General features: G+C 46.9%; 21 protein-coding genes. 17 read left to right on the forward strand and 4 right to left on the reverse strand.

All coding sequences use genetic code 11. The features are described 5' to 3' along the window. The first annotated feature begins 2 nt into the window (after nucleotides 1-2). The 11 genes from xseA to RQP52_RS02105 all read left to right on the forward strand — a co-directional run bounded on the left by xseA (nucleotide 3) and on the right by RQP52_RS02105 (nucleotide 11,116). Complete coding sequence (gene xseA / locus RQP52_RS02055) at nucleotides 3-1,373, forward strand: exodeoxyribonuclease VII large subunit (protein ID WP_315949145.1); 1,371 nt, start codon at nucleotides 3-5, stop codon at nucleotides 1,371-1,373. Next, entirely contained in the window at nucleotides 1,360-1,614 is a 255-nt protein-coding gene (xseB, locus tag RQP52_RS02060) for an exodeoxyribonuclease VII small subunit (protein ID WP_315949146.1), read from the forward strand. Before xseA ends, xseB begins: the two co-directional genes overlap by 14 nt. A 10-nt stretch (nucleotides 1,615-1,624) precedes the next feature. Continuing rightward, nucleotides 1,625-2,521: a polyprenyl synthetase family protein gene (locus RQP52_RS02065; protein WP_315950358.1), complete on the forward strand. Its 897-nt coding sequence runs from the start codon at nucleotides 1,625-1,627 to the stop codon at nucleotides 2,519-2,521. A 117-nt stretch (nucleotides 2,522-2,638) separates the two neighbouring features. After that, a complete protein-coding gene (dxs, locus tag RQP52_RS02070; RefSeq protein ID WP_315949147.1) occupies nucleotides 2,639-4,525 on the forward strand; it encodes a 1-deoxy-D-xylulose-5-phosphate synthase in 1,887 nt (628 codons plus the stop codon). Between the two features lie 38 nt (nucleotides 4,526-4,563). Continuing rightward, entirely contained in the window at nucleotides 4,564-5,397 is an 834-nt protein-coding gene (locus RQP52_RS02075) for a TlyA family RNA methyltransferase (RefSeq protein ID WP_315949148.1), read from the forward strand. A 244-nt stretch (nucleotides 5,398-5,641) separates the two neighbouring features. After that, a complete protein-coding gene (locus RQP52_RS02080) occupies nucleotides 5,642-6,094 on the forward strand; it encodes a hypothetical protein (RefSeq protein WP_315949149.1) in 453 nt (150 codons plus the stop codon). Between the two features lie 2 nt (nucleotides 6,095-6,096). After that, nucleotides 6,097-6,546, forward strand: a complete 450-nt coding sequence (gene ahrC / locus RQP52_RS02085) for a transcriptional regulator AhrC/ArgR (protein WP_315949150.1) — start codon at nucleotides 6,097-6,099, stop codon at nucleotides 6,544-6,546. A 15-nt stretch (nucleotides 6,547-6,561) separates the two neighbouring features. Beyond that, nucleotides 6,562-8,292, forward strand: a complete 1,731-nt coding sequence (gene recN / locus RQP52_RS02090; protein WP_315949151.1) for a DNA repair protein RecN — start codon at nucleotides 6,562-6,564, stop codon at nucleotides 8,290-8,292. 118 nt (nucleotides 8,293-8,410) lie between these two features. Then, entirely contained in the window at nucleotides 8,411-9,751 is a 1,341-nt protein-coding gene (gene spoIVB / locus RQP52_RS02095; protein ID WP_315950359.1) for a SpoIVB peptidase, read from the forward strand. Between the two features lie 232 nt (nucleotides 9,752-9,983). Beyond that, nucleotides 9,984-10,787 (forward strand): sporulation transcription factor Spo0A, encoded by an 804-nt coding sequence (gene spo0A / locus RQP52_RS02100; RefSeq protein WP_157319935.1) that lies wholly within the window; start codon nucleotides 9,984-9,986, stop codon nucleotides 10,785-10,787. Between the two features lie 101 nt (nucleotides 10,788-10,888). Then, nucleotides 10,889-11,116 carry a helix-turn-helix domain-containing protein gene (locus tag RQP52_RS02105; protein WP_315949152.1) on the forward strand — a complete coding sequence of 76 codons (228 nt, stop codon included), beginning with the start codon at nucleotides 10,889-10,891 and terminating at the stop codon, nucleotides 11,114-11,116. Nucleotides 11,117-11,187: 71 nt separating this feature from the next. Here the strand turns inward: RQP52_RS02105 and RQP52_RS02110 are convergent, their stop codons facing one another. Next, nucleotides 11,188-11,280 (reverse strand): YjcZ family sporulation protein, encoded by a 93-nt coding sequence (locus RQP52_RS02110; protein ID WP_145655433.1) that lies wholly within the window; start codon nucleotides 11,278-11,280, stop codon nucleotides 11,188-11,190. A gap of 202 nt (nucleotides 11,281-11,482) precedes the next feature. Between RQP52_RS02110 and RQP52_RS02115 the strand changes: the two genes are divergently transcribed. The 4 genes from RQP52_RS02115 (at nucleotide 11,483) to RQP52_RS02130 (ending at nucleotide 14,842) form a co-directional block, all read left to right on the forward strand. Then, nucleotides 11,483-12,577 carry an MBL fold metallo-hydrolase gene (locus tag RQP52_RS02115; protein WP_315949153.1) on the forward strand — a complete coding sequence of 365 codons (1,095 nt, stop codon included), beginning with the start codon at nucleotides 11,483-11,485 and terminating at the stop codon, nucleotides 12,575-12,577. A gap of 90 nt (nucleotides 12,578-12,667) precedes the next feature. Continuing rightward, a complete protein-coding gene (locus RQP52_RS02120; RefSeq protein ID WP_315949154.1) occupies nucleotides 12,668-13,093 on the forward strand; it encodes a hypothetical protein in 426 nt (141 codons plus the stop codon). A 116-nt stretch (nucleotides 13,094-13,209) separates the two neighbouring features. Further along, nucleotides 13,210-13,440: a hypothetical protein gene (locus tag RQP52_RS02125; RefSeq protein WP_315949155.1), complete on the forward strand. Its 231-nt coding sequence runs from the start codon at nucleotides 13,210-13,212 to the stop codon at nucleotides 13,438-13,440. Then, complete coding sequence (locus tag RQP52_RS02130) at nucleotides 13,433-14,842, forward strand: cobyrinate a,c-diamide synthase (protein WP_315949156.1); 1,410 nt, start codon at nucleotides 13,433-13,435, stop codon at nucleotides 14,840-14,842. Before RQP52_RS02125 ends, RQP52_RS02130 begins: the two co-directional genes overlap by 8 nt. A gap of 40 nt (nucleotides 14,843-14,882) precedes the next feature. On the opposite strand, the gene RQP52_RS02135 is transcribed toward RQP52_RS02130, so the two are convergent. Then, nucleotides 14,883-15,149 carry a hypothetical protein gene (locus tag RQP52_RS02135; protein ID WP_315949157.1) on the reverse strand — a complete coding sequence of 89 codons (267 nt, stop codon included), beginning with the start codon at nucleotides 15,147-15,149 and terminating at the stop codon, nucleotides 14,883-14,885. A 102-nt stretch (nucleotides 15,150-15,251) separates the two neighbouring features. Between RQP52_RS02135 and RQP52_RS02140 the strand changes: the two genes are divergently transcribed. Beyond that, nucleotides 15,252-15,491, forward strand: a complete 240-nt coding sequence (locus RQP52_RS02140) for a hypothetical protein (RefSeq protein ID WP_315949158.1) — start codon at nucleotides 15,252-15,254, stop codon at nucleotides 15,489-15,491. On the opposite strand, the gene RQP52_RS02145 is transcribed toward RQP52_RS02140, so the two are convergent. After that, a complete protein-coding gene (locus tag RQP52_RS02145) occupies nucleotides 15,458-15,691 on the reverse strand; it encodes a hypothetical protein (protein WP_315949159.1) in 234 nt (77 codons plus the stop codon). The genes RQP52_RS02140 and RQP52_RS02145 overlap by 34 nt on opposite strands. A 116-nt stretch (nucleotides 15,692-15,807) precedes the next feature. Between RQP52_RS02145 and RQP52_RS02150 the strand changes: the two genes are divergently transcribed. Next, nucleotides 15,808-15,996 (forward strand): hypothetical protein, encoded by a 189-nt coding sequence (locus RQP52_RS02150; RefSeq protein ID WP_315949160.1) that lies wholly within the window; start codon nucleotides 15,808-15,810, stop codon nucleotides 15,994-15,996. Between the two features lie 72 nt (nucleotides 15,997-16,068). On the opposite strand, the gene RQP52_RS02155 is transcribed toward RQP52_RS02150, so the two are convergent. Continuing rightward, nucleotides 16,069-16,254, reverse strand: coding sequence for a hypothetical protein (locus RQP52_RS02155; protein WP_127449693.1), 186 nt, complete (start codon nucleotides 16,252-16,254; stop codon nucleotides 16,069-16,071). Nucleotides 16,255-16,356 lie beyond the last annotated feature (102 nt).

Below are 16,356 nucleotides of genomic sequence, written 5' to 3' on the forward strand. Positions count from 1 at the left end.
TTATGGGTAGAAACGAGACGAAGATTTTTTCTGTCAAGGATTTAAATCGCTATATTAAATTGCTGCTTGAAGGCGATAATCGCCTTCAGGATGTATGGGTGCGAGGAGAGATTTCCAACTTCACGCATCATTCCAGCGGCCATATGTATTTTACGTTGAAGGATGCCGATGGCAGACTGAAGAGTATCATGTTCGCCTCCCATAACCAGAGGCTAGGCTTCATTCCCAAAGAAGGTACCAAGGTAATTGCCCGAGGTAATATTTCCGTGTATGAACGGGACGGCGCCTACCAGTTCTATGTGACAGCGATGCAGCCGGATGGCATCGGCAGCTTGTATTTAGCTTTCGAGCAGCTGAAAAAGAAGCTCGAAACGGAAGGGCTGTTCGCGGCGGAGCGCAAAAAACCGATTCCTCGGTTTCCACGTGCGATCGGCGTGATCACCTCCCCGACGGGGGCCGCGATCCGTGATGTCATCATCACGCTTCAGCGGCGCTATCCGTCGGTGCAAATCCTCCTGTACCCCGTACTTGTACAGGGGACAGGAGCAGCTCCTTCGATCGTTAAGGCGATCGAAGCGATGAACCGCCTCGGTGAAGCCGACGTGCTCATCGTGGGCCGCGGAGGCGGCTCACTGGAGGAGCTGTGGGCGTTCAACGAGGAAGCTGTGGCGCAGGCGATTGCAGCCTCCGCGATTCCTGTCATCTCGGCCGTCGGCCACGAGACGGACTTCACGATCGCGGACTTCGTCGCCGATCTGAGAGCTCCTACGCCTACGGCGGCGGCGGAGCTCGCCGTGCCCAGCACGCTGGAGCTGAAGCAGCAGCTATCGCAGCAGGCGCAGCGCCTGCACTACGGGCTGCTCCAGCAGCTGCGCCGCAAGCAGGAACGGCTGGAGCGCGCGAAGCGCTCGCCGTTCTTGACGAACCCCCGCAGGCAGCTGCTGATGCAGCCTGCGGAAAGACTTGACCGGCTGGCGGAGCAGCTCGGTTACCGGATGCGCCAGCGCGTTCAGCGGCTGGCGGAGCGGCATATGAAGCTGGAGCGTACGCTCAGCAGCTTCAATCCCAAAGAGCAGGCCGTATTCGCAAGGCGGCGCCTCGATACTTCGGGGCGGCAGATGCTCACGGCCATGCAGACCCTCCTGCGTGCGAAGAAGCAGGAGTGGCAAGCCAGCGTCCGTCATCTGGACGCCCTCAGCCCGCTGAAGGTCATGCAGCGCGGCTACAGCTTGGCGTATGACGAAGAGGACCAGGTCCTCATTCGCTCCGTTACCCAGGTGAAGGTTGGGGACCATGTGAAGATTCGCCTCAAGGACGGCAGATTGGACTGCCAAGTATCGGGGATGGAGGAGAACCAAAATGTCAACGAATGAAACGGAAGTAAGTTTTGAAGTCGCGATTGAGCAATTGGAGCGCATTGTGGCGCAATTGGAAAGCGGCGACGTACCTCTGGAGAAAGCGATTGAGCTTTATCAAGAAGGTGTGCGGCTCTCTCACTTGTGCGGTGTGAAGCTTGAGCAAGTCGAGAAGAAAATTGAGATGCTGGTTGAAGGGGAAACAGGCACTATAAACAGGAAGCCTTTCCAACCTGCCTTGGAAGATAAGGGGAATTAGGTTGAAGACAATGTCCACTATTCGTGAATATATTGCTTCGAATGCTGAAATGGTCGAAGCAGCATTAATACAAGCACTCCCTGCGCAGTGGAATGTACCTGCCTCTCTGCGTGAGTCAATGAACTATTCGCTGATGGCTGGCGGGAAACGGCTCCGCCCTATTCTTGTTCTGGCGGCAGCTGAGGCGCTTGGAGGATCCCAAGCAGCAGCATTACCTGCAGCACTTGCGATTGAAATGGTGCATACGTACTCCTTGATTCATGATGATCTCCCTGCGATGGATAATGATGATTACCGCAGAGGTAAACTGACGAATCATAAAGTATACGGGGAAGCTATGGCTATCCTGGCCGGAGACGCTCTACTGACACACGCCTTCTACAGCATCACGCAAGCTCACAAAGTACATGGCATCCCAGCGGAACGCGTGCTATCCATAACGGAAGAACTTGCTGCATACGCGGGTGCAAGAGGTATGGTTGGTGGACAAGCCGCTGATATGCTTGGAGAACAGGGCTTAACGAAGCTTGAAGAATTGGAATTCATCCATCTGCATAAAACAAGCGATCTCATCGTATTTTCACTGCGGGCGGGCGCACATATTGCCGGAGCCACACCAGGGCAGCTAGCTGCGCTAAGCGAATTCGGGAATGCGATAGGACTTGCTTTTCAAATTCAAGATGATATTTTGGATATTATCGGGGATGAGCAGAAGCTCGGCAAGCCGGTGAAGAGTGATGAGAAGCAGCAAAAGGTGACCTACCCGTATTTTATAGGGCTCGAAGCTTCCGAGATGAAGGTCAAAGAATTGACCGAACAGGCTAAGAAAGCACTTCTGCAAGGCGGGTTTACCAATCCGGAGCGGCTGTTTCAGCTTGCTGATTATCTAATGGAAAGAGATCATTAAAGGTTTATTTTACATATTTTGTTGTTACTTAGGGTGGATTTTCACGATTTGCCCAAAACTATGATATAATGGTGAAATGAATCTCAGTATTTTCACATTGAAAGTGAGGAAACAAGCGTGCTGCTCGAACAAATCAATCGACCTGAGGATTTGAAACGGTTATCCATGGCGGAGCTTGAGGTATTGGCTGGTGAAATCCGTCAATTTCTGATCGAAAAGTTATCCGTTACAGGTGGACATCTGTCCTCGAACTTAGGTGTGGTTGAGCTCACCATCGCTTTACATACCTTGTTCCACAGCCCCTATGATAAATTGCTTTTTGATGTGGGTCATCAGGCGTATGTACACAAAATTTTGACAGGCCGCAAGGATAAGTTTGATACATTGCGTAAGTACAAAGGCTTGTGTGGGTTTATCAAGCGATCTGAAAGTGAACATGACGTCTGGGAAGCCGGACACAGCAGTACCTCTTTATCCGCAGCGATGGGCATGGCCATGGCGCGTGATCTCAAAGGCGAACACAACAAAGTCGTTGCCATCATCGGTGACGGTGCTATTACTGGCGGCATGGCGCTGGAAGCCATGAATCATATTGGTCATGAGAAGAAAAATATAATGGTCATTCTGAATGACAATGAAATGTCCATTGCGCCCAACGTCGGGGCGATTCATAACTATTTAAGCAAGATTCGTTCGGATCGCCATTATTTGAAGGCGAAAGAAGAAGTTGAACATTTACTTAAGAAAATACCTGCCATTGGCGGCACGTTGGCAAAAACAGCGGAGAAGCTGAAGGACAGTCTCAAATATTTTGTGTTGAACGGAGTTTGGTTTGAAGAGTTAGGTTTTACTTACATCGGTCCCGTAGACGGACACAATTTGCCTGTTTTACTGGATACTTTGAAGCAAGCAGAGAAAGTTGTCGGGCCTGTACTTGTGCATGTCGTCACTACAAAAGGGAAGGGTTACACGCCTGCTGAGCAAGACTCTCATAGCTGGCATGGACCAGGACCTTACAAAATTGAGTCAGGCCAAGTGTTGAAATCGGTTGGACCTCCCATGTATACAGAGGTGTTTGGTAATACACTCATTCAGATGGCTGAACAGGATTCCCGCATCGTGGCGGTTACACCTGCTATGCCGGGGGGATCAGGCTTACTTAAGTTTGCCAAGCAATTCCCAAGCCGCATGATCGACGTTGGGATTGCTGAACAGCATGCGGCTACGTTATGCGCAGGGTTAGCCAGTGAAGGATTAAAGCCGGTGTTTGCCGTTTATTCCACTTTCCTGCAAAGAGCTTACGACCAAGTGGTCCATGATATTTGCCGTCCGAAGTTGAATGTGGCCTTTGCCATTGACCGCGCCGGGTTTGTAGGACCTGATGGCGAAACGCACCAAGGCGTATACGATATTGCTTTCTTGCGCTCGTTGCCTAATATGGTATTGATGATGCCGAAGGATGAGAAAGAATTACAGGATATGATGCAGACAGCTCTTGAATATGACGAAGGGCCAATTGCTTATCGTTATCCTCGGAATAGCGGAGTCGGGGCGAACCTCGATGAAGCTCCGAAAGCCATCCCAATCGGAACTTGGGAGACGCTGCGTGATGGCGACTATGCCGCAGTTTTGGCGGTAGGTCCGATGGTTCAAGTTGCCTTAGAGGCTTCTGAGCAATTAGCCAAAGAAGGAATCAAACTTCGCGTTGTGAACGCTCGCTTCATTAAACCGCTGGATGAAGTCTACTTACGCCAGTTGGCGAATGAATCGATACCGATCATCACGATGGAAGAAGGCGCCATTCAAGGCGGGTTTGGCAGTGCTGTCATGGAGTTTTTTGCAGCTAATCATTTCACAGGATTACATGTTAACGTGATGGGGATTCCTGATTATTTCGTTGAACATGGTTCGGTGAAGGAACAACGTGAAGAGGTCGGACTTACTGCACACAATTTAATTGCTGAAGTGAAGAAGCTCGTGCCTCGCAAAAGACAACGGGCCTAAACGCTGCAACGCTACGAATAGGAGTAAAGACAAACACAATGTCATCGGATAAAGAACGATTGGATTTATTGCTCTTGGAGCAAGGCTATTTTGAAAGCAGGGAAAAAGCAAAGGCCGCCATTATGGCAGGCCTTGTTTTTGCTGACGAAGAACCCGCAGATAAAGCAGGGATGAAGATCAGCCGAAAAGCCGTGCTGAAAGTGAAAGGGGCGCTTCATCCTTATGTAAGCAGAGGTGGCTTGAAGCTGGAAAAGGCGTTAAAACAGTTTGAGATCAATCTAGCGGGCGCTGTCATGATTGATATCGGCGCATCCACAGGTGGTTTTACAGATTGTGCGCTGCAGAACGGCGCTTCCAAGGTTTACGCGGTTGATGTAGGCTACAATCAATTGGATTGGTCGCTTCGCAATGACGAGCGTGTTCAAGTGATGGAGAGAACGAATTTCCGTTACACCACCATGGAAGATTTGAACGGCCCGCGGCCAACTTTTTCCAGCATTGATGTCTCATTTATTTCCTTGCGCATTATTTTACCGCCACTTAAAGAAATCTTATTGAACGAGGGTGCCGTTGTAGCGCTCATTAAACCGCAATTTGAAGCAGGACGAGAGAAAGTGGGAAAATCAGGTGTTGTGCGGGATCCAGACGTGCATGCGGAAGTTTTGACCACGGTGCTCACTTTTGCGGAAGAGCTTGGTTTTCGATTGAAAGGATTAACGTACTCACCGATTACGGGTGGGGAAGGAAATATTGAATTTTTAGCTTACTGGTCAAGCGATTCGAATGATGATGCCACGCTTGCTGACGCTGCTTCGCTGAAAGACCTCATTGCCCTTACCGTAAAAGAAGCACAAAAATTGCATGGCAAATAAACTCATCTTTGAGCACCCTTTTTGCGGCCCAGAGATGGGTTTTTTCAGTAGATTAGAAAACATAAGTTTTTTACATTTGCTTGGCTCTACCTTGACAAACGCGCTCGTCCTAAGGGACGACGAAGTCGCTTATCCTTGGTTGACAAACGCGCTCGTCCAAAGAAAGACGACGAAGTCGTTTTTCCTTGCTTCATAAAAAGGATTTACGGACAATATCCGCGAATACTATGGCGAGGTGAGGGACATGGAGAAAGGCGATGTCACAGTCATTTTGTTGATCCTGATTGTAGGTATAGGTTTTCTTTTTTTTCGATTTCAACGGTGGCTGGACGGGCCAACGAAAAAGCGAATCCGAATTCCAAAACATTCAGAAATTCCTCAGGATGAAGTTGTTGAGCTGCTGGAAGGCGCTGGCTTTGACGTGTTGGCCGGTAAAACCAAAATTCCAATCTCCATGACCTTGAACGATAAAGAGCAGCTGGAAAGCAGGCTGTTTATTGACTATTTTGTCCAGAAGGATGATCGCATTTACCTGGTTAAAGTAGCCAAGGAACGTAAGCCGCTTGAAATGACAGGCAGCTCCATTCGCGATATGCTGCTGGTTTACAGCCTTATTTATCCGGAGGCTGAAGGGGTGCTTTATGTCGATATGGCCATGAATAAAATCAAAAAAATCACATTCCATATAGAGGTGTAGGCATGAAAGGTCAAAGGCATGTAAAAATCAGGGAAATCATTACGAATCACGAAATAGAAACGCAAGATGAATTGGTGGAGTCCCTGCGAGCGGCTGGTTTCCACGTTACCCAAGCGACTGTTTCCCGAGATATCAAAGAGCTCCATCTCATTAAAATCCCGCTGGATGACGGGAGATACAAATATTCAATGCCGGCCGATCAACGGTTCAACCCTATGCAAAGGCTGCGTAGAGCGCTCAGTGATCATTTTGTGAGCATTGATAGTACCGACAATCTGGTTGTGATGAAATGTCTGCCGGGTACCGCAAACACCATTTGTGCACTAATCGATAATTTGGAGTGGGAAGGTGTCATGGGAACCATTTGCGGTGATGATACGATTCTTGTGATTTGCCGCGGCAAAGAGAAAAGCGTTTCTTTTGTAAACGAAGTTATGTCCTTATTATCTTAAAGCCAGGAGGAATACATGCTTACAGAATTATCGATTCGTAATTTGGCGGTTATTGAACATGTGCATATCCGTTTTAAAATGGGGTTTCATGTTCTAACAGGGGAAACAGGCGCAGGGAAATCCATCATCATTGATGCATTGACACTCATAGTTGGCGGCAGGGGTTCTTCCGATTTGGTCCGTTATGGTGCAGACAAAGCAGAGATTGAAGCCATGTTCGAGCTTCCGCAAACACATCCGGTATGGCACACGCTGACAGAGCTCGGCATTCAAGCGGATCCCGGAGAGCATTTGCTTATCCGTCGGGAAATTACGGCTACTGGGAAGAGCTCCAGCCGAATTAACGGGCAGCTTGTGAATCTTACGATGCTGCGTCAAACAGGGGAATGGCTCGTTAACATCCATGGACAGCATGAGCATCAATCGCTGCTCAACGATGAAGAGCACATCCATTCTCTTGATTTGTTCGGGGATGCGGAAATAGCTGCGGCTAAAAAAATCTATCAATCTACTTATGATGAATATATGAAATTGCATAAGGATTTGCGCGAGCTTCAGGAAACGAGTAAACAAGCGCTTCAGATGCTTGATTTATATCGTTTCCAAATCGATGAGATATCGGCTGCGAAGCTGAAGGCTGGCGAAGATGAAACTTTGGCGGAAGAGAAGCGCAAACTGGCGAACGCAGAAAGGCTGTATCAAAGCACTTCGGAAGCTTATGATTTCCTTTATGCGACGAATCGTGGGTTGGATGCCGCAGGCAAAGCGGTTTCTCGCATTCAAGATATCGTTCAATTGGATCCGGCCAATCTTACGCCACTGCTTGAACAAGCGCAATCCGCCTACTATCAGCTGGAGGATGCAGCTTACCAATTACGCGATTATCGAGAAGGCATTGAGTTTAATCCGTCTCGCTTGGATTTTATTGAACAAAGATTGGATACAATCACGTCTCTTCGCCGAAAATATGGAGAGAATATTAAAGAGATCCTAACTTACTTGGAGAAAATTAAAACGGAAGTCGATACAATTGAGAATAAGGACGAGCACATTCAGAAAATTGAGGCCAAGCTTGCTGCGCTCGAAAAACAATTAGGCGTCGCTGCGCTTGATCTATCTAATATGCGCCGCGGGATTGCTCAGCAGCTCGCCGTTCAGATTGAGCATGAGCTTCGCGATCTGCAGATGGAACGGACTCAGTTCCGCGTCCAAGTCGAGCAAGTGCTTGATGAGCGAAATGGGATCGAAGTCGAAGGGAAGAAAGTGAAATTTTCGCGCCAAGGGATCGATCAGATCGAATTTATGATGGCTCCTAATCCGGGGGAACCGCTTCGCGGGCTCAGCAAAATCGCTTCAGGCGGGGAATTATCGCGAATCATGCTGGCTATGAAAACTATTTTTGCCCGAATCGATCAGATTCCCGTACTCGTTTTCGACGAAGTTGACACAGGGGTAAGTGGACGCGCGGCGCAAGCGATTGCTGAGAAAATGTCTAATTTGTCAGATAACTGTCAAGTCTTTTCGATTACACATTTACCGCAAGTGGCCAGCTTCGCTGATGTCCATTTCTATATTCGCAAAGAAGTAGATCAGGACAGAACGTTCACACGGGTGCAAGATATGCCGGACTCCGGGCGAATTGAAGAATTGGCGCGGATGCTCGGCGGGGTCGAAGTAACGGAAACGACGCTGCATCATGCGGGGGAAATGCTTGCCATGGCAAGAAATAAGAAAGCAAGGGCATGAAAGTATAGATAGTCATCATTTTCAGTTATAAAACAGGGGGAGTGGGGTTAACTTATAGGTACGCATTTGACGACGAAGTTCGTCAGGGCCTAAGGATGTGTGAGGGAGCGTGAAGATATTGCAATCCAGCAAAAGGAAAAGATTGTTCGGACTCCTGCTCGTCTTCTTCGTTTGTATGGTAAGTTTGTCTCCGCCTTTTCAAAGTTTTGCCTCCTTCCCCCAAGAACTCCGCTTGTTTAGCGGTCAAGGGAAGCAGCTACAATTAACGATGCCCGTTAGCGCACAAGTGACTGTCAAAGACACGGACATTGTGAAAGTTAATGGCAACGCTGAGCACTCATTTCAAGTTAATCTGAACGAACCCATTTCCTTACAGTCCGATCGCTCTGGGCAAACCGAAATGAAGCTCAAGCTGTTCGGCGCAATTCCGATTAAAACAGTGAAAGTGAATGTTGTACCTGATTTAAGAGTCATTCCAGGTGGACAAACCATCGGAGTGAAGATTAAATCTGCCGGTATTCTGGTGGTAGGCCATCACTTGGTAACTGTTGCCCCAGACCAAAAAGTTTCACCTGGTGAAGAAGCGAAAATTCAAGTCGGAGATTTGATTACCAAAATCAATGGCAAGGATTCGAAGGATGTCAGTAAGGTTGCGGACCTGGTTGCCAAATCCGGAGAGAGCAAAACGCCTCTGGATCTCAAAATCTTGCGCAACAATGAAGAGATCTCGGTTAAACTTCAACCCGTTTATGATGTTGTAGACAAGTCTTATCGTTTGGGGTTATATATCCGCGACTCGGCAGCAGGTGTTGGCACTTTGACCTTCTATGCGCCTGATCAGGGTGTATATGGAGCTCTGGGACATGTTATCACGGATATGGATACCCAGACGCCAATTATTGTAGGTGACGGGGATATCGTATACTCCAATGTGACCTCAATCTCCAAAAGCCACAACGGCGATCCCGGCGAAAAACATGCTACGCTTTACAAAGATAGTAAAGTGATTGGCAATATCGAACGTAACACAGCTTTCGGTATCTTTGGCAAAATGTATGCTGCGCCTGATCATAGCTTGGATAAAGAAGCTATTCCTGTTGCTTTCGCTGAGGAAGTGAAGGAAGGTCCGGCACAGATTTATACCGTAGTCGAAGGCCAAAAGGTCGAGAAATTCGATATCCAAGTCGTTCACGTCTCTAAACAGGATACGCCAGGAACAAAAGGCATGGTCATCAAAATCACGGATCCTCGTTTGTTAGATAAAACGGGCGGTATTGTGCAAGGGATGAGCGGCAGCCCCATCATTCAAAATGGGAAACTCATCGGTGCCGTGACGCATGTGTTTGTTAATGATCCTACAAGCGGTTATGGTTGCTTTATCGAGTGGATGCTGCAAGACTCAGGGATTATTCTTAGACCTTCAAATGGAGCGACTTTCAAAGAATCAAAGGCGAGCTAAAGCCTTTGGTTCTTTGTTTTATTTTAACCGGATTCTACAAAGGAATATCCGTTTTACTATGAATTTGTCGAAAAATGTAGTATGCAGAAGATAAATATATTATTATATAAGAAAGTGAAATAAAAGAAAAGAAAAATAATATTCGACAGAAGGAATTTAAGTTGGGGTGTCGAATACCTTTCTTAAGAGAGAAATAACCAAACCTGCCCAGTAGCTAAAGGAGGATTTTACGTTGCAAAAAATTCAAGTATTACTAGCCGACGATAACCGTGAGTTTACCCATTTATTATCCGAGTTCATTGGTGAGCAAGAGGATATGGAAATTGTAGGGGTTGCGTATAACGGTAATGAAGTTCTTCGATTTCTCGAACAACAACGCGAATTACCAGACGTACTCATTTTAGATATTATTATGCCTCATCTGGACGGTTTGGGCGTACTCGAAAAAATGAGGGAAATGAACCTGCCTACGCAGCCCAAGATCATCATGTTGACAGCATTCGGTCAGGAAAATATTACGCAAAAGGCTGTGCAGCTTGGAGCCTCTTATTACATACTTAAGCCTTTTGACATGGAAACGTTAACGAATCGAATCCGCCAGCTGGTCGGTAATACGCAAACCAATGCGACAACCTCTTCGGCTTCAACACCTCGCGCGAATGTCGTACATATGCCTAAAGGAAAAAATTTGGACGCAAATATCACAAGCATCATACATGAAATCGGCGTTCCTGCACATATTAAAGGATATCAATATCTTCGCGAAGCGATTACGATGGTGTATAATAACATCGAAATTTTAGGGGCGATCACCAAAACGCTTTACCCGGCAATCGCTGAAAAGTACAAAACGACGCCTAGCCGCGTTGAGCGCGCGATACGCCACGCGATTGAAGTCGCTTGGACCCGCGGCAACATCGACAGCATTTCCTTTATTTTTGGCTACACCATTAATATCTCGAAATCGAAACCGACGAATAGCGAGTTTATCGCGATGGTGGCGGATAAGCTCAGAATTGAGCATAAGGTTTCTTGAGACAGTTAGAATCTTTATAACCGTATATGGACCCAATGAACCAATTTGGTTTATTGGGTTTTATTGTTTATTACAACGAGATGAAGCGGGGGATTGTATCAATGAAATATGAACTCGGCAGGTGCCTGCTAAGTGAGCGTTTGCAAGAAAAGGGGATGTCGATGGAGGAATTAGCACAAGCCTTGCATTTTAAGCCGGAGAAGCTCTCTGATTTCGTGGAAAATAAACGAATTATGCCGCTCAAGTCGGCAATTTCGATTGCTGTTACTCTGGGGTGCGAAGTAAATGATCTATATGAATTAATCACAAGCGAGCCCGCCGTGAATTAAATTATAAGGGCAGTTGCAGGTGGAATGTCAGAAAGACTACCTACTAAGTAGGCAGCCTTCTGTAAGTTTAATTACCAAACGAATGCGCTAGTGATGATTACCAGCAAAATGAAAAGTACCAAGATTGCTGCTGAAGAATTATACCCACCAGTTCCACAACTCATCCGAATCAACCTCCAACTGAGATTTGGTTTGTGTTTCGAGATAGCTTATGACTATTTTCAAATAATGTTTGGGCGAAAGGACTGATTGTGCTTTTGTCCCGAATTGCAAAAAATTTGGAACCAAACTTTGCAAATTTACGTTATACATCTAAGTCAAAACATACTAACCACCGTAAGGTAAAGCTTGGAGGCTGCGAAGAAGTTGTTATTAACATTAGCGATTGTTGTAGTGCTTATTGTTGTCATTGTCTTATTTATGTATGGATACCCGGTTTTTGGACGGCGGCCTTCCAAAGATAAAGCGCTGAAATTATCGCGCTCTCCCCAATTCGTTCAAGGGAAATTTCAAAATCCTGTTCCGACGATGATGGAGATGAACCTAAAGACGACCATGGGCATTTTGCGCGACTTTACCAAAAGCGCCCCTAATCGCCGACCGTCAACACCCTTAGTTATGGATGCTCCACTTCTCCAAAAGGATACCGAAACGAAAGTTACTTGGTTCGGCCATTCGGCGTCATTGCTCACAATCGATGGCAAGGCTCTATTGCTTGACCCTATGTTTGGACGGGCACCTTCGCCGTTTCCTTGGTTTGGGAAAGGAAGATACAGCGGCGGATTGCCTTTTGAAGTTGCGGAACTGCCCGTCATTGACGCTGTCGTGTTATCACATGATCACTATGATCACCTGGATTACGGTTCAATTCTGAAAATTAAACACAAAGTAAATAAGTTTCTGGTTCCGCTCGGGGTCGGAGGCCATTTGGAACGGTGGGGTGTGCCATCTGAAAAAATCGCGGAATACGACTGGTGGGATGAATTCACCTACGATGGGCTGACATTTGCATGTACGCCAGCGACGCATTTTTCTGGAAGAAGCATGACCGACCGCGGGGCTACACTCTGGTGTTCCTGGGTGATCAAAGGCGAGCAATCTAACGTATTTTTCAGCGGGGATAGCGGGTATTCCCCTCATTTCGAAGCGATTGGCCGGAAGTATGGCCCTTTCGATGTTACGCTGATGGAATGTGGCCAATACGATAAACGCTGGGCTGATATTCATATGCTGCCTGAAGAGACTGTACAAGCCCATATGGATGTGAAAGGAAAGCTGCTCATTCCCATTCACTGGGGGGCTTTCACCCTAGCGCTGCATGATTGGTTCGATCCGGTGGAGCGGGCTGTGAAGGCGGCACATCAAAATCACGTCCGCATCGCGACGCCGAAAATCGGCCAAACGGTTCGTATTCATGCGGATGAAGTTCCGATCACTGCTTGGTGGAAGATGCGGGGCTAGTCGCCAGGTTGGTAAGAAACTGGATACCGGGTCTTCCACATGGTATGATGGGTAGGATCTAGACAAGTAATCAGGAGAGAAGAATAATTTATGGTTGAGCAAAAAAGTGAAAGAAAATTTCATTTCCTGGGCGTGCTGTTAGGCGTTGCGGTTGATAATTTGGGGACTTTGGTATCAACTGTGTTATTTGGCAGCCTATACTTTGGAAGTAACCCGGTGAACGAGCAGGATATCAGCACATTTTATTCAAATGTCATGCTTTTACTGTTGTTTTTAGTCATTGGCCTTTTCTGGTCGTTTCTTGGCGGGTATGTCGCTGCCAGGGTGGCGAAACGTGCGGAATATTTCAATGCGGCATGTATTGGCGTCATTGGGGCGGCTATCGGGTTCGATTCGATGCTGAGCAATAACGGTATCCCATTATGGTATGAGCTAATTGGCTTCTTCGCCATCGTGCCGGTCTCGCTGTTAGGCGGCTATCTGGCTTTGAAGAGGAAAAAGGCGCCATTGAAATGAATATGATGTTCAAAGAGACTTGGGTAGGTTCACCGGGTCTTTTCTTTTTGGATTTTACCTCAGTTAATAAGTTATACTAGGAAGCATTACTTTATTAGTTTGAGAGGAACTCAACCATGCCTAAATATGCGAATGCAAGTGCGGAAGCGACTGAATTTTTACGCCAAAAAACAGGAAGCAGCCAGCTCGAATGCTATACTTATATTGACCCGGATCGGGCCGAAGACAGTTTTTTTATCGTTAAAACGAGCAACAAAGTCATTCATGTGTCGTTCTCGGAAATCACCTATGAAGCGAGCAGCTATCAAAGTTTACTAGAGGGGCTTTATCGGGCTATCTATGAATAAAGGCGTGGCACGTAGAATGGTTATTGCGGGAACGGGTAGCGGTGTGGGCAAAACTACGCTGGCAATTGGCATCATGGCTGCTCTACAAAAACGCGGGCTAGCAGTTCAAGGTTTTAAATGCGGCCCTGACTATATTGATCCGACCTATCACACAGCCGTGACAGGCAGGCCTTCCCGCAATTTGGACTCATGGATGGTAGGCCGCGAAGGGGTTAAGGAACTGTTTGTTCGCGGCAGCAACGGCTCCGATATTGCGGTTATCGAAGGAGTCATGGGGATGTTTGATGGAAAAGATGCATCATCCGACGAGGGAAGTACGGCTGATATTGGCCGAATCCTCGATGCTCCTGTCGTTCTCATTGTAAATATTGCTAGCATGGCCAGAAGCGCAGCGGCTATTGTCAAAGGCTTTCAGCAGTTTGGACAAGGCGACAACATCGTTGGAGTCATTGCCAATCGTGCGGGTAGTGAATCGCATTTTAAGATGGTGAAGCAAGCAATCGAGCAGGAATGCGGCATTCCTGTTATTGGGTGGATGCCACGTGATGCGAGCATTGAGCTTCCGGAAAGGCATCTGGGGCTTGTCCCCTCGATCGAGAGAGGGGAACTGCAACCTTTTTTTGACAAATTGGCTGATCAGGTAGCCTCTTATGTAAATTTGGACCAACTGCTTGAAGTGGCAGCGGCAAAACCGGTTGAAAGTCTGCCGCGGCTGTTCCCTGGCGCAGAATCTGGTTCGCGGAAGCGTGTGAAAATTGCGGTAGCCAAGGATGCCGCATTTCATTTTTATTACCCGGAGAACCTCGAACTGCTGGAGGAGGGAGGCGCTCAATGCGTGTTCTTCTCGCCTCTTGCAGGCGAGGAGGTTCCCTTGGATGCGGATGGCTTATATCTCGGAGGCGGGTTTCCAGAAGAATTTGCTGAACGTCTGGGAGCTGACGAGCGGGTAAAAACCTCTTTTCGCAGTCGCATTATGGAGGGGCTTCCAACCTTGGCGGAATGCGGCGGCTTCATGTATTTAACGGAGCAAATTGTAGATACGACAGGAAATGCTTATAACATGGTGGGGATTGTTCCTGGAAAGGTAACCATGCAAAAGAAGTTGGCAGCATTAGGCTACCGTGAAATTACAGGTACGAATGAAGCCAACTTCTTACTCTCATCCGGGGCAAAAGCACGAGGACATGAGTTTCACTATTCCACGTTTGAAGCTGCGGAGGGAGCGGTAATACCGGCAGCTTTTCAATCGAGTGGACGCATGGGGATTCGTTCTGATGGATATGCCAACGGCAGACTTGTGGCCGGCTACACACATTTGCATTTCGCTTCGAATCCGGGAATTGTTGAAAAATGGATCCGCGCCTGCGAGCAATATCAAGGTGAGAAAAAGCAAAATGGTTGATCAGGATTTCCTCCTGACCAACCATTTTTAGCTTCTGGTATTATTTTATGAGAGTTAAAGCTTGATCTGCAATGGATTCTTTGTAACGGTCTAGACAGTTGCAAAGGTAATCTTTGCGACAGATCGGGCAAGGTTCTTTCATCAATCTATTCAGATCGGTCACTCTGCCAACTCCGGTTTCGGAATCTCTTTCAAAGAATAAACGGCATTTGTTCCGGTCTTTCAATGAAACGACCACTTCGAAAAGACCATTTTTTTTATTATCACTAACGATTGTTGCGTCTACTACTTGCGGATCATAAGCCATAAGTAATTCCTCCTACTAGCATGCCCTTATCTTTATTAGCTTGGGCGCGTTAGTATATTATATAAATAAAAAAGATTTTATTCAATAGGAGGCCTTACGCTGGTGATAATCGATTATTGTGAGCAGGAAGTCGTGGAGGGCAAGATGCAGCTCCATATCGGGCTGCAGTTCGAAGATGAGCCTGATTCTTTATATGTAGCCGAATTGGCGGTGGATGATGAGGGAGTCGTCACGGAGTGGAAGCTGTTCTTTAATGGATTTGATTGCAAGTATACGTTTCGTCCTGATGAAAAAGAAGCATGCATCCATTATGCAGCTGAACAGGGCATTACGATTAAATGAAAAAAGGAATCGTCCCCATGATGATGGTTCAAATTCCTTGATTTGTGTTTATGCAGCTGTTTGGCTTGCAATTCTTTCAGGCTTGGGGTCTTTTTGGATACAGGATTCACGCCGTTCCAGTGAAGACGATGAATGGCAGGATCAAGTTTACCTTCTCGTAAATGGCGCTGCCGCAGCTTTTGCGCTTGCGATTTGGACATGAGATTTTCCTCTTTTCGTTGTGGAATGTTTGTAGTACTTCTTCATTCTAAATATTCATGGGAGCAGTCGCAATGGAAAGTTTTTTTAAAATGAAAATAGATGTGAGTCGAAGAGGGTGAGTGAATTGCGTATCAGTATTCAATTGGCTGTGGCCGGCGACATGGTAAAGCAAGATGTGTTGGAAATCGCTGAACATAAGCTAGGGGAAATGACAGAGGAAGAAATAGAGAGCGCGATAGAAATCAAAATCCGGACTTGGGTTGACCGCATGATTCAAGTGGAATGGGAAGTTATCGAGGAATAACGATGAAAAAATAGCTCCGAGTTTGGCATGCGATCCGCCTCTCGGAGCTTTACTATGTGTGCCTATGTATGTTTAGTGAACGATATTGCCAACTCCTGTCTTTTGCAAGGCGTGTTCCCAGCTTGGGTAGTAATACAGGGCGTTTTTCATAAGATCAGGATGCAGCTTTTTCACATTTTTCTTGGATAGTGATTCTCCTGTGCTGTGAAGCTGTACAATATGGCCTAGCACTTCCTCTGCACTCATGTTTAGCTCCATGGATGTTCATCTCCTTTCCTCAAGAATATAACCTCAATGCTTGCCATTAACTGCGCATATTATACATAGAACTTCATGGCAGAGGGCAAAATAGACGTATCT

Origin of the sequence: Paenibacillus violae, from assembly GCF_032461945.1 — a bacterium.
GTDB classification, from domain to species: domain Bacteria; phylum Bacillota; class Bacilli; order Paenibacillales; family NBRC-103111; genus Paenibacillus_E; species Paenibacillus_E violae.

Excerpts from the sequence above, each read along its gene's own strand:
- RQP52_RS02145 (WP_315949159.1), bottom strand. The coding sequence starts at position 15,691 with ATGTCCAAATCGCAAGCGCAAAAGCTGCGGCAGCGCCATTTACGAGAA.
- RQP52_RS02125 (WP_315949155.1), top strand. The coding sequence starts at position 13,210 with ATGCCTAAATATGCGAATGCAAGTGCGGAAGCGACTGAATTTTTACGC.
- RQP52_RS02105 (WP_315949152.1), top strand. The coding sequence starts at position 10,889 with ATGAAATATGAACTCGGCAGGTGCCTGCTAAGTGAGCGTTTGCAAGAA.
- RQP52_RS02075 (WP_315949148.1), top strand. The coding sequence starts at position 4,564 with ATGTCATCGGATAAAGAACGATTGGATTTATTGCTCTTGGAGCAAGGC.
- ahrC (WP_315949150.1), top strand. The coding sequence starts at position 6,097 with ATGAAAGGTCAAAGGCATGTAAAAATCAGGGAAATCATTACGAATCAC.
- xseB (WP_315949146.1), top strand. The coding sequence starts at position 1,360 with ATGTCAACGAATGAAACGGAAGTAAGTTTTGAAGTCGCGATTGAGCAA.
- RQP52_RS02135 (WP_315949157.1), bottom strand. The coding sequence starts at position 15,149 with ATGGCTTATGATCCGCAAGTAGTAGACGCAACAATCGTTAGTGATAAT.
- RQP52_RS02065 (WP_315950358.1), top strand. The coding sequence starts at position 1,625 with ATGTCCACTATTCGTGAATATATTGCTTCGAATGCTGAAATGGTCGAA.
- RQP52_RS02155 (WP_127449693.1), bottom strand. The coding sequence starts at position 16,254 with ATGGAGCTAAACATGAGTGCAGAGGAAGTGCTAGGCCATATTGTACAG.
- recN (WP_315949151.1), top strand. The coding sequence starts at position 6,562 with ATGCTTACAGAATTATCGATTCGTAATTTGGCGGTTATTGAACATGTG.
- RQP52_RS02080 (WP_315949149.1), top strand. The coding sequence starts at position 5,642 with ATGGAGAAAGGCGATGTCACAGTCATTTTGTTGATCCTGATTGTAGGT.
- RQP52_RS02110 (WP_145655433.1), bottom strand. The coding sequence starts at position 11,280 with ATGAGTTGTGGAACTGGTGGGTATAATTCTTCAGCAGCAATCTTGGTA.
- RQP52_RS02130 (WP_315949156.1), top strand. The coding sequence starts at position 13,433 with ATGAATAAAGGCGTGGCACGTAGAATGGTTATTGCGGGAACGGGTAGC.
- xseA (WP_315949145.1), top strand. The coding sequence starts at position 3 with ATGGGTAGAAACGAGACGAAGATTTTTTCTGTCAAGGATTTAAATCGC.
- RQP52_RS02120 (WP_315949154.1), top strand. The coding sequence starts at position 12,668 with ATGGTTGAGCAAAAAAGTGAAAGAAAATTTCATTTCCTGGGCGTGCTG.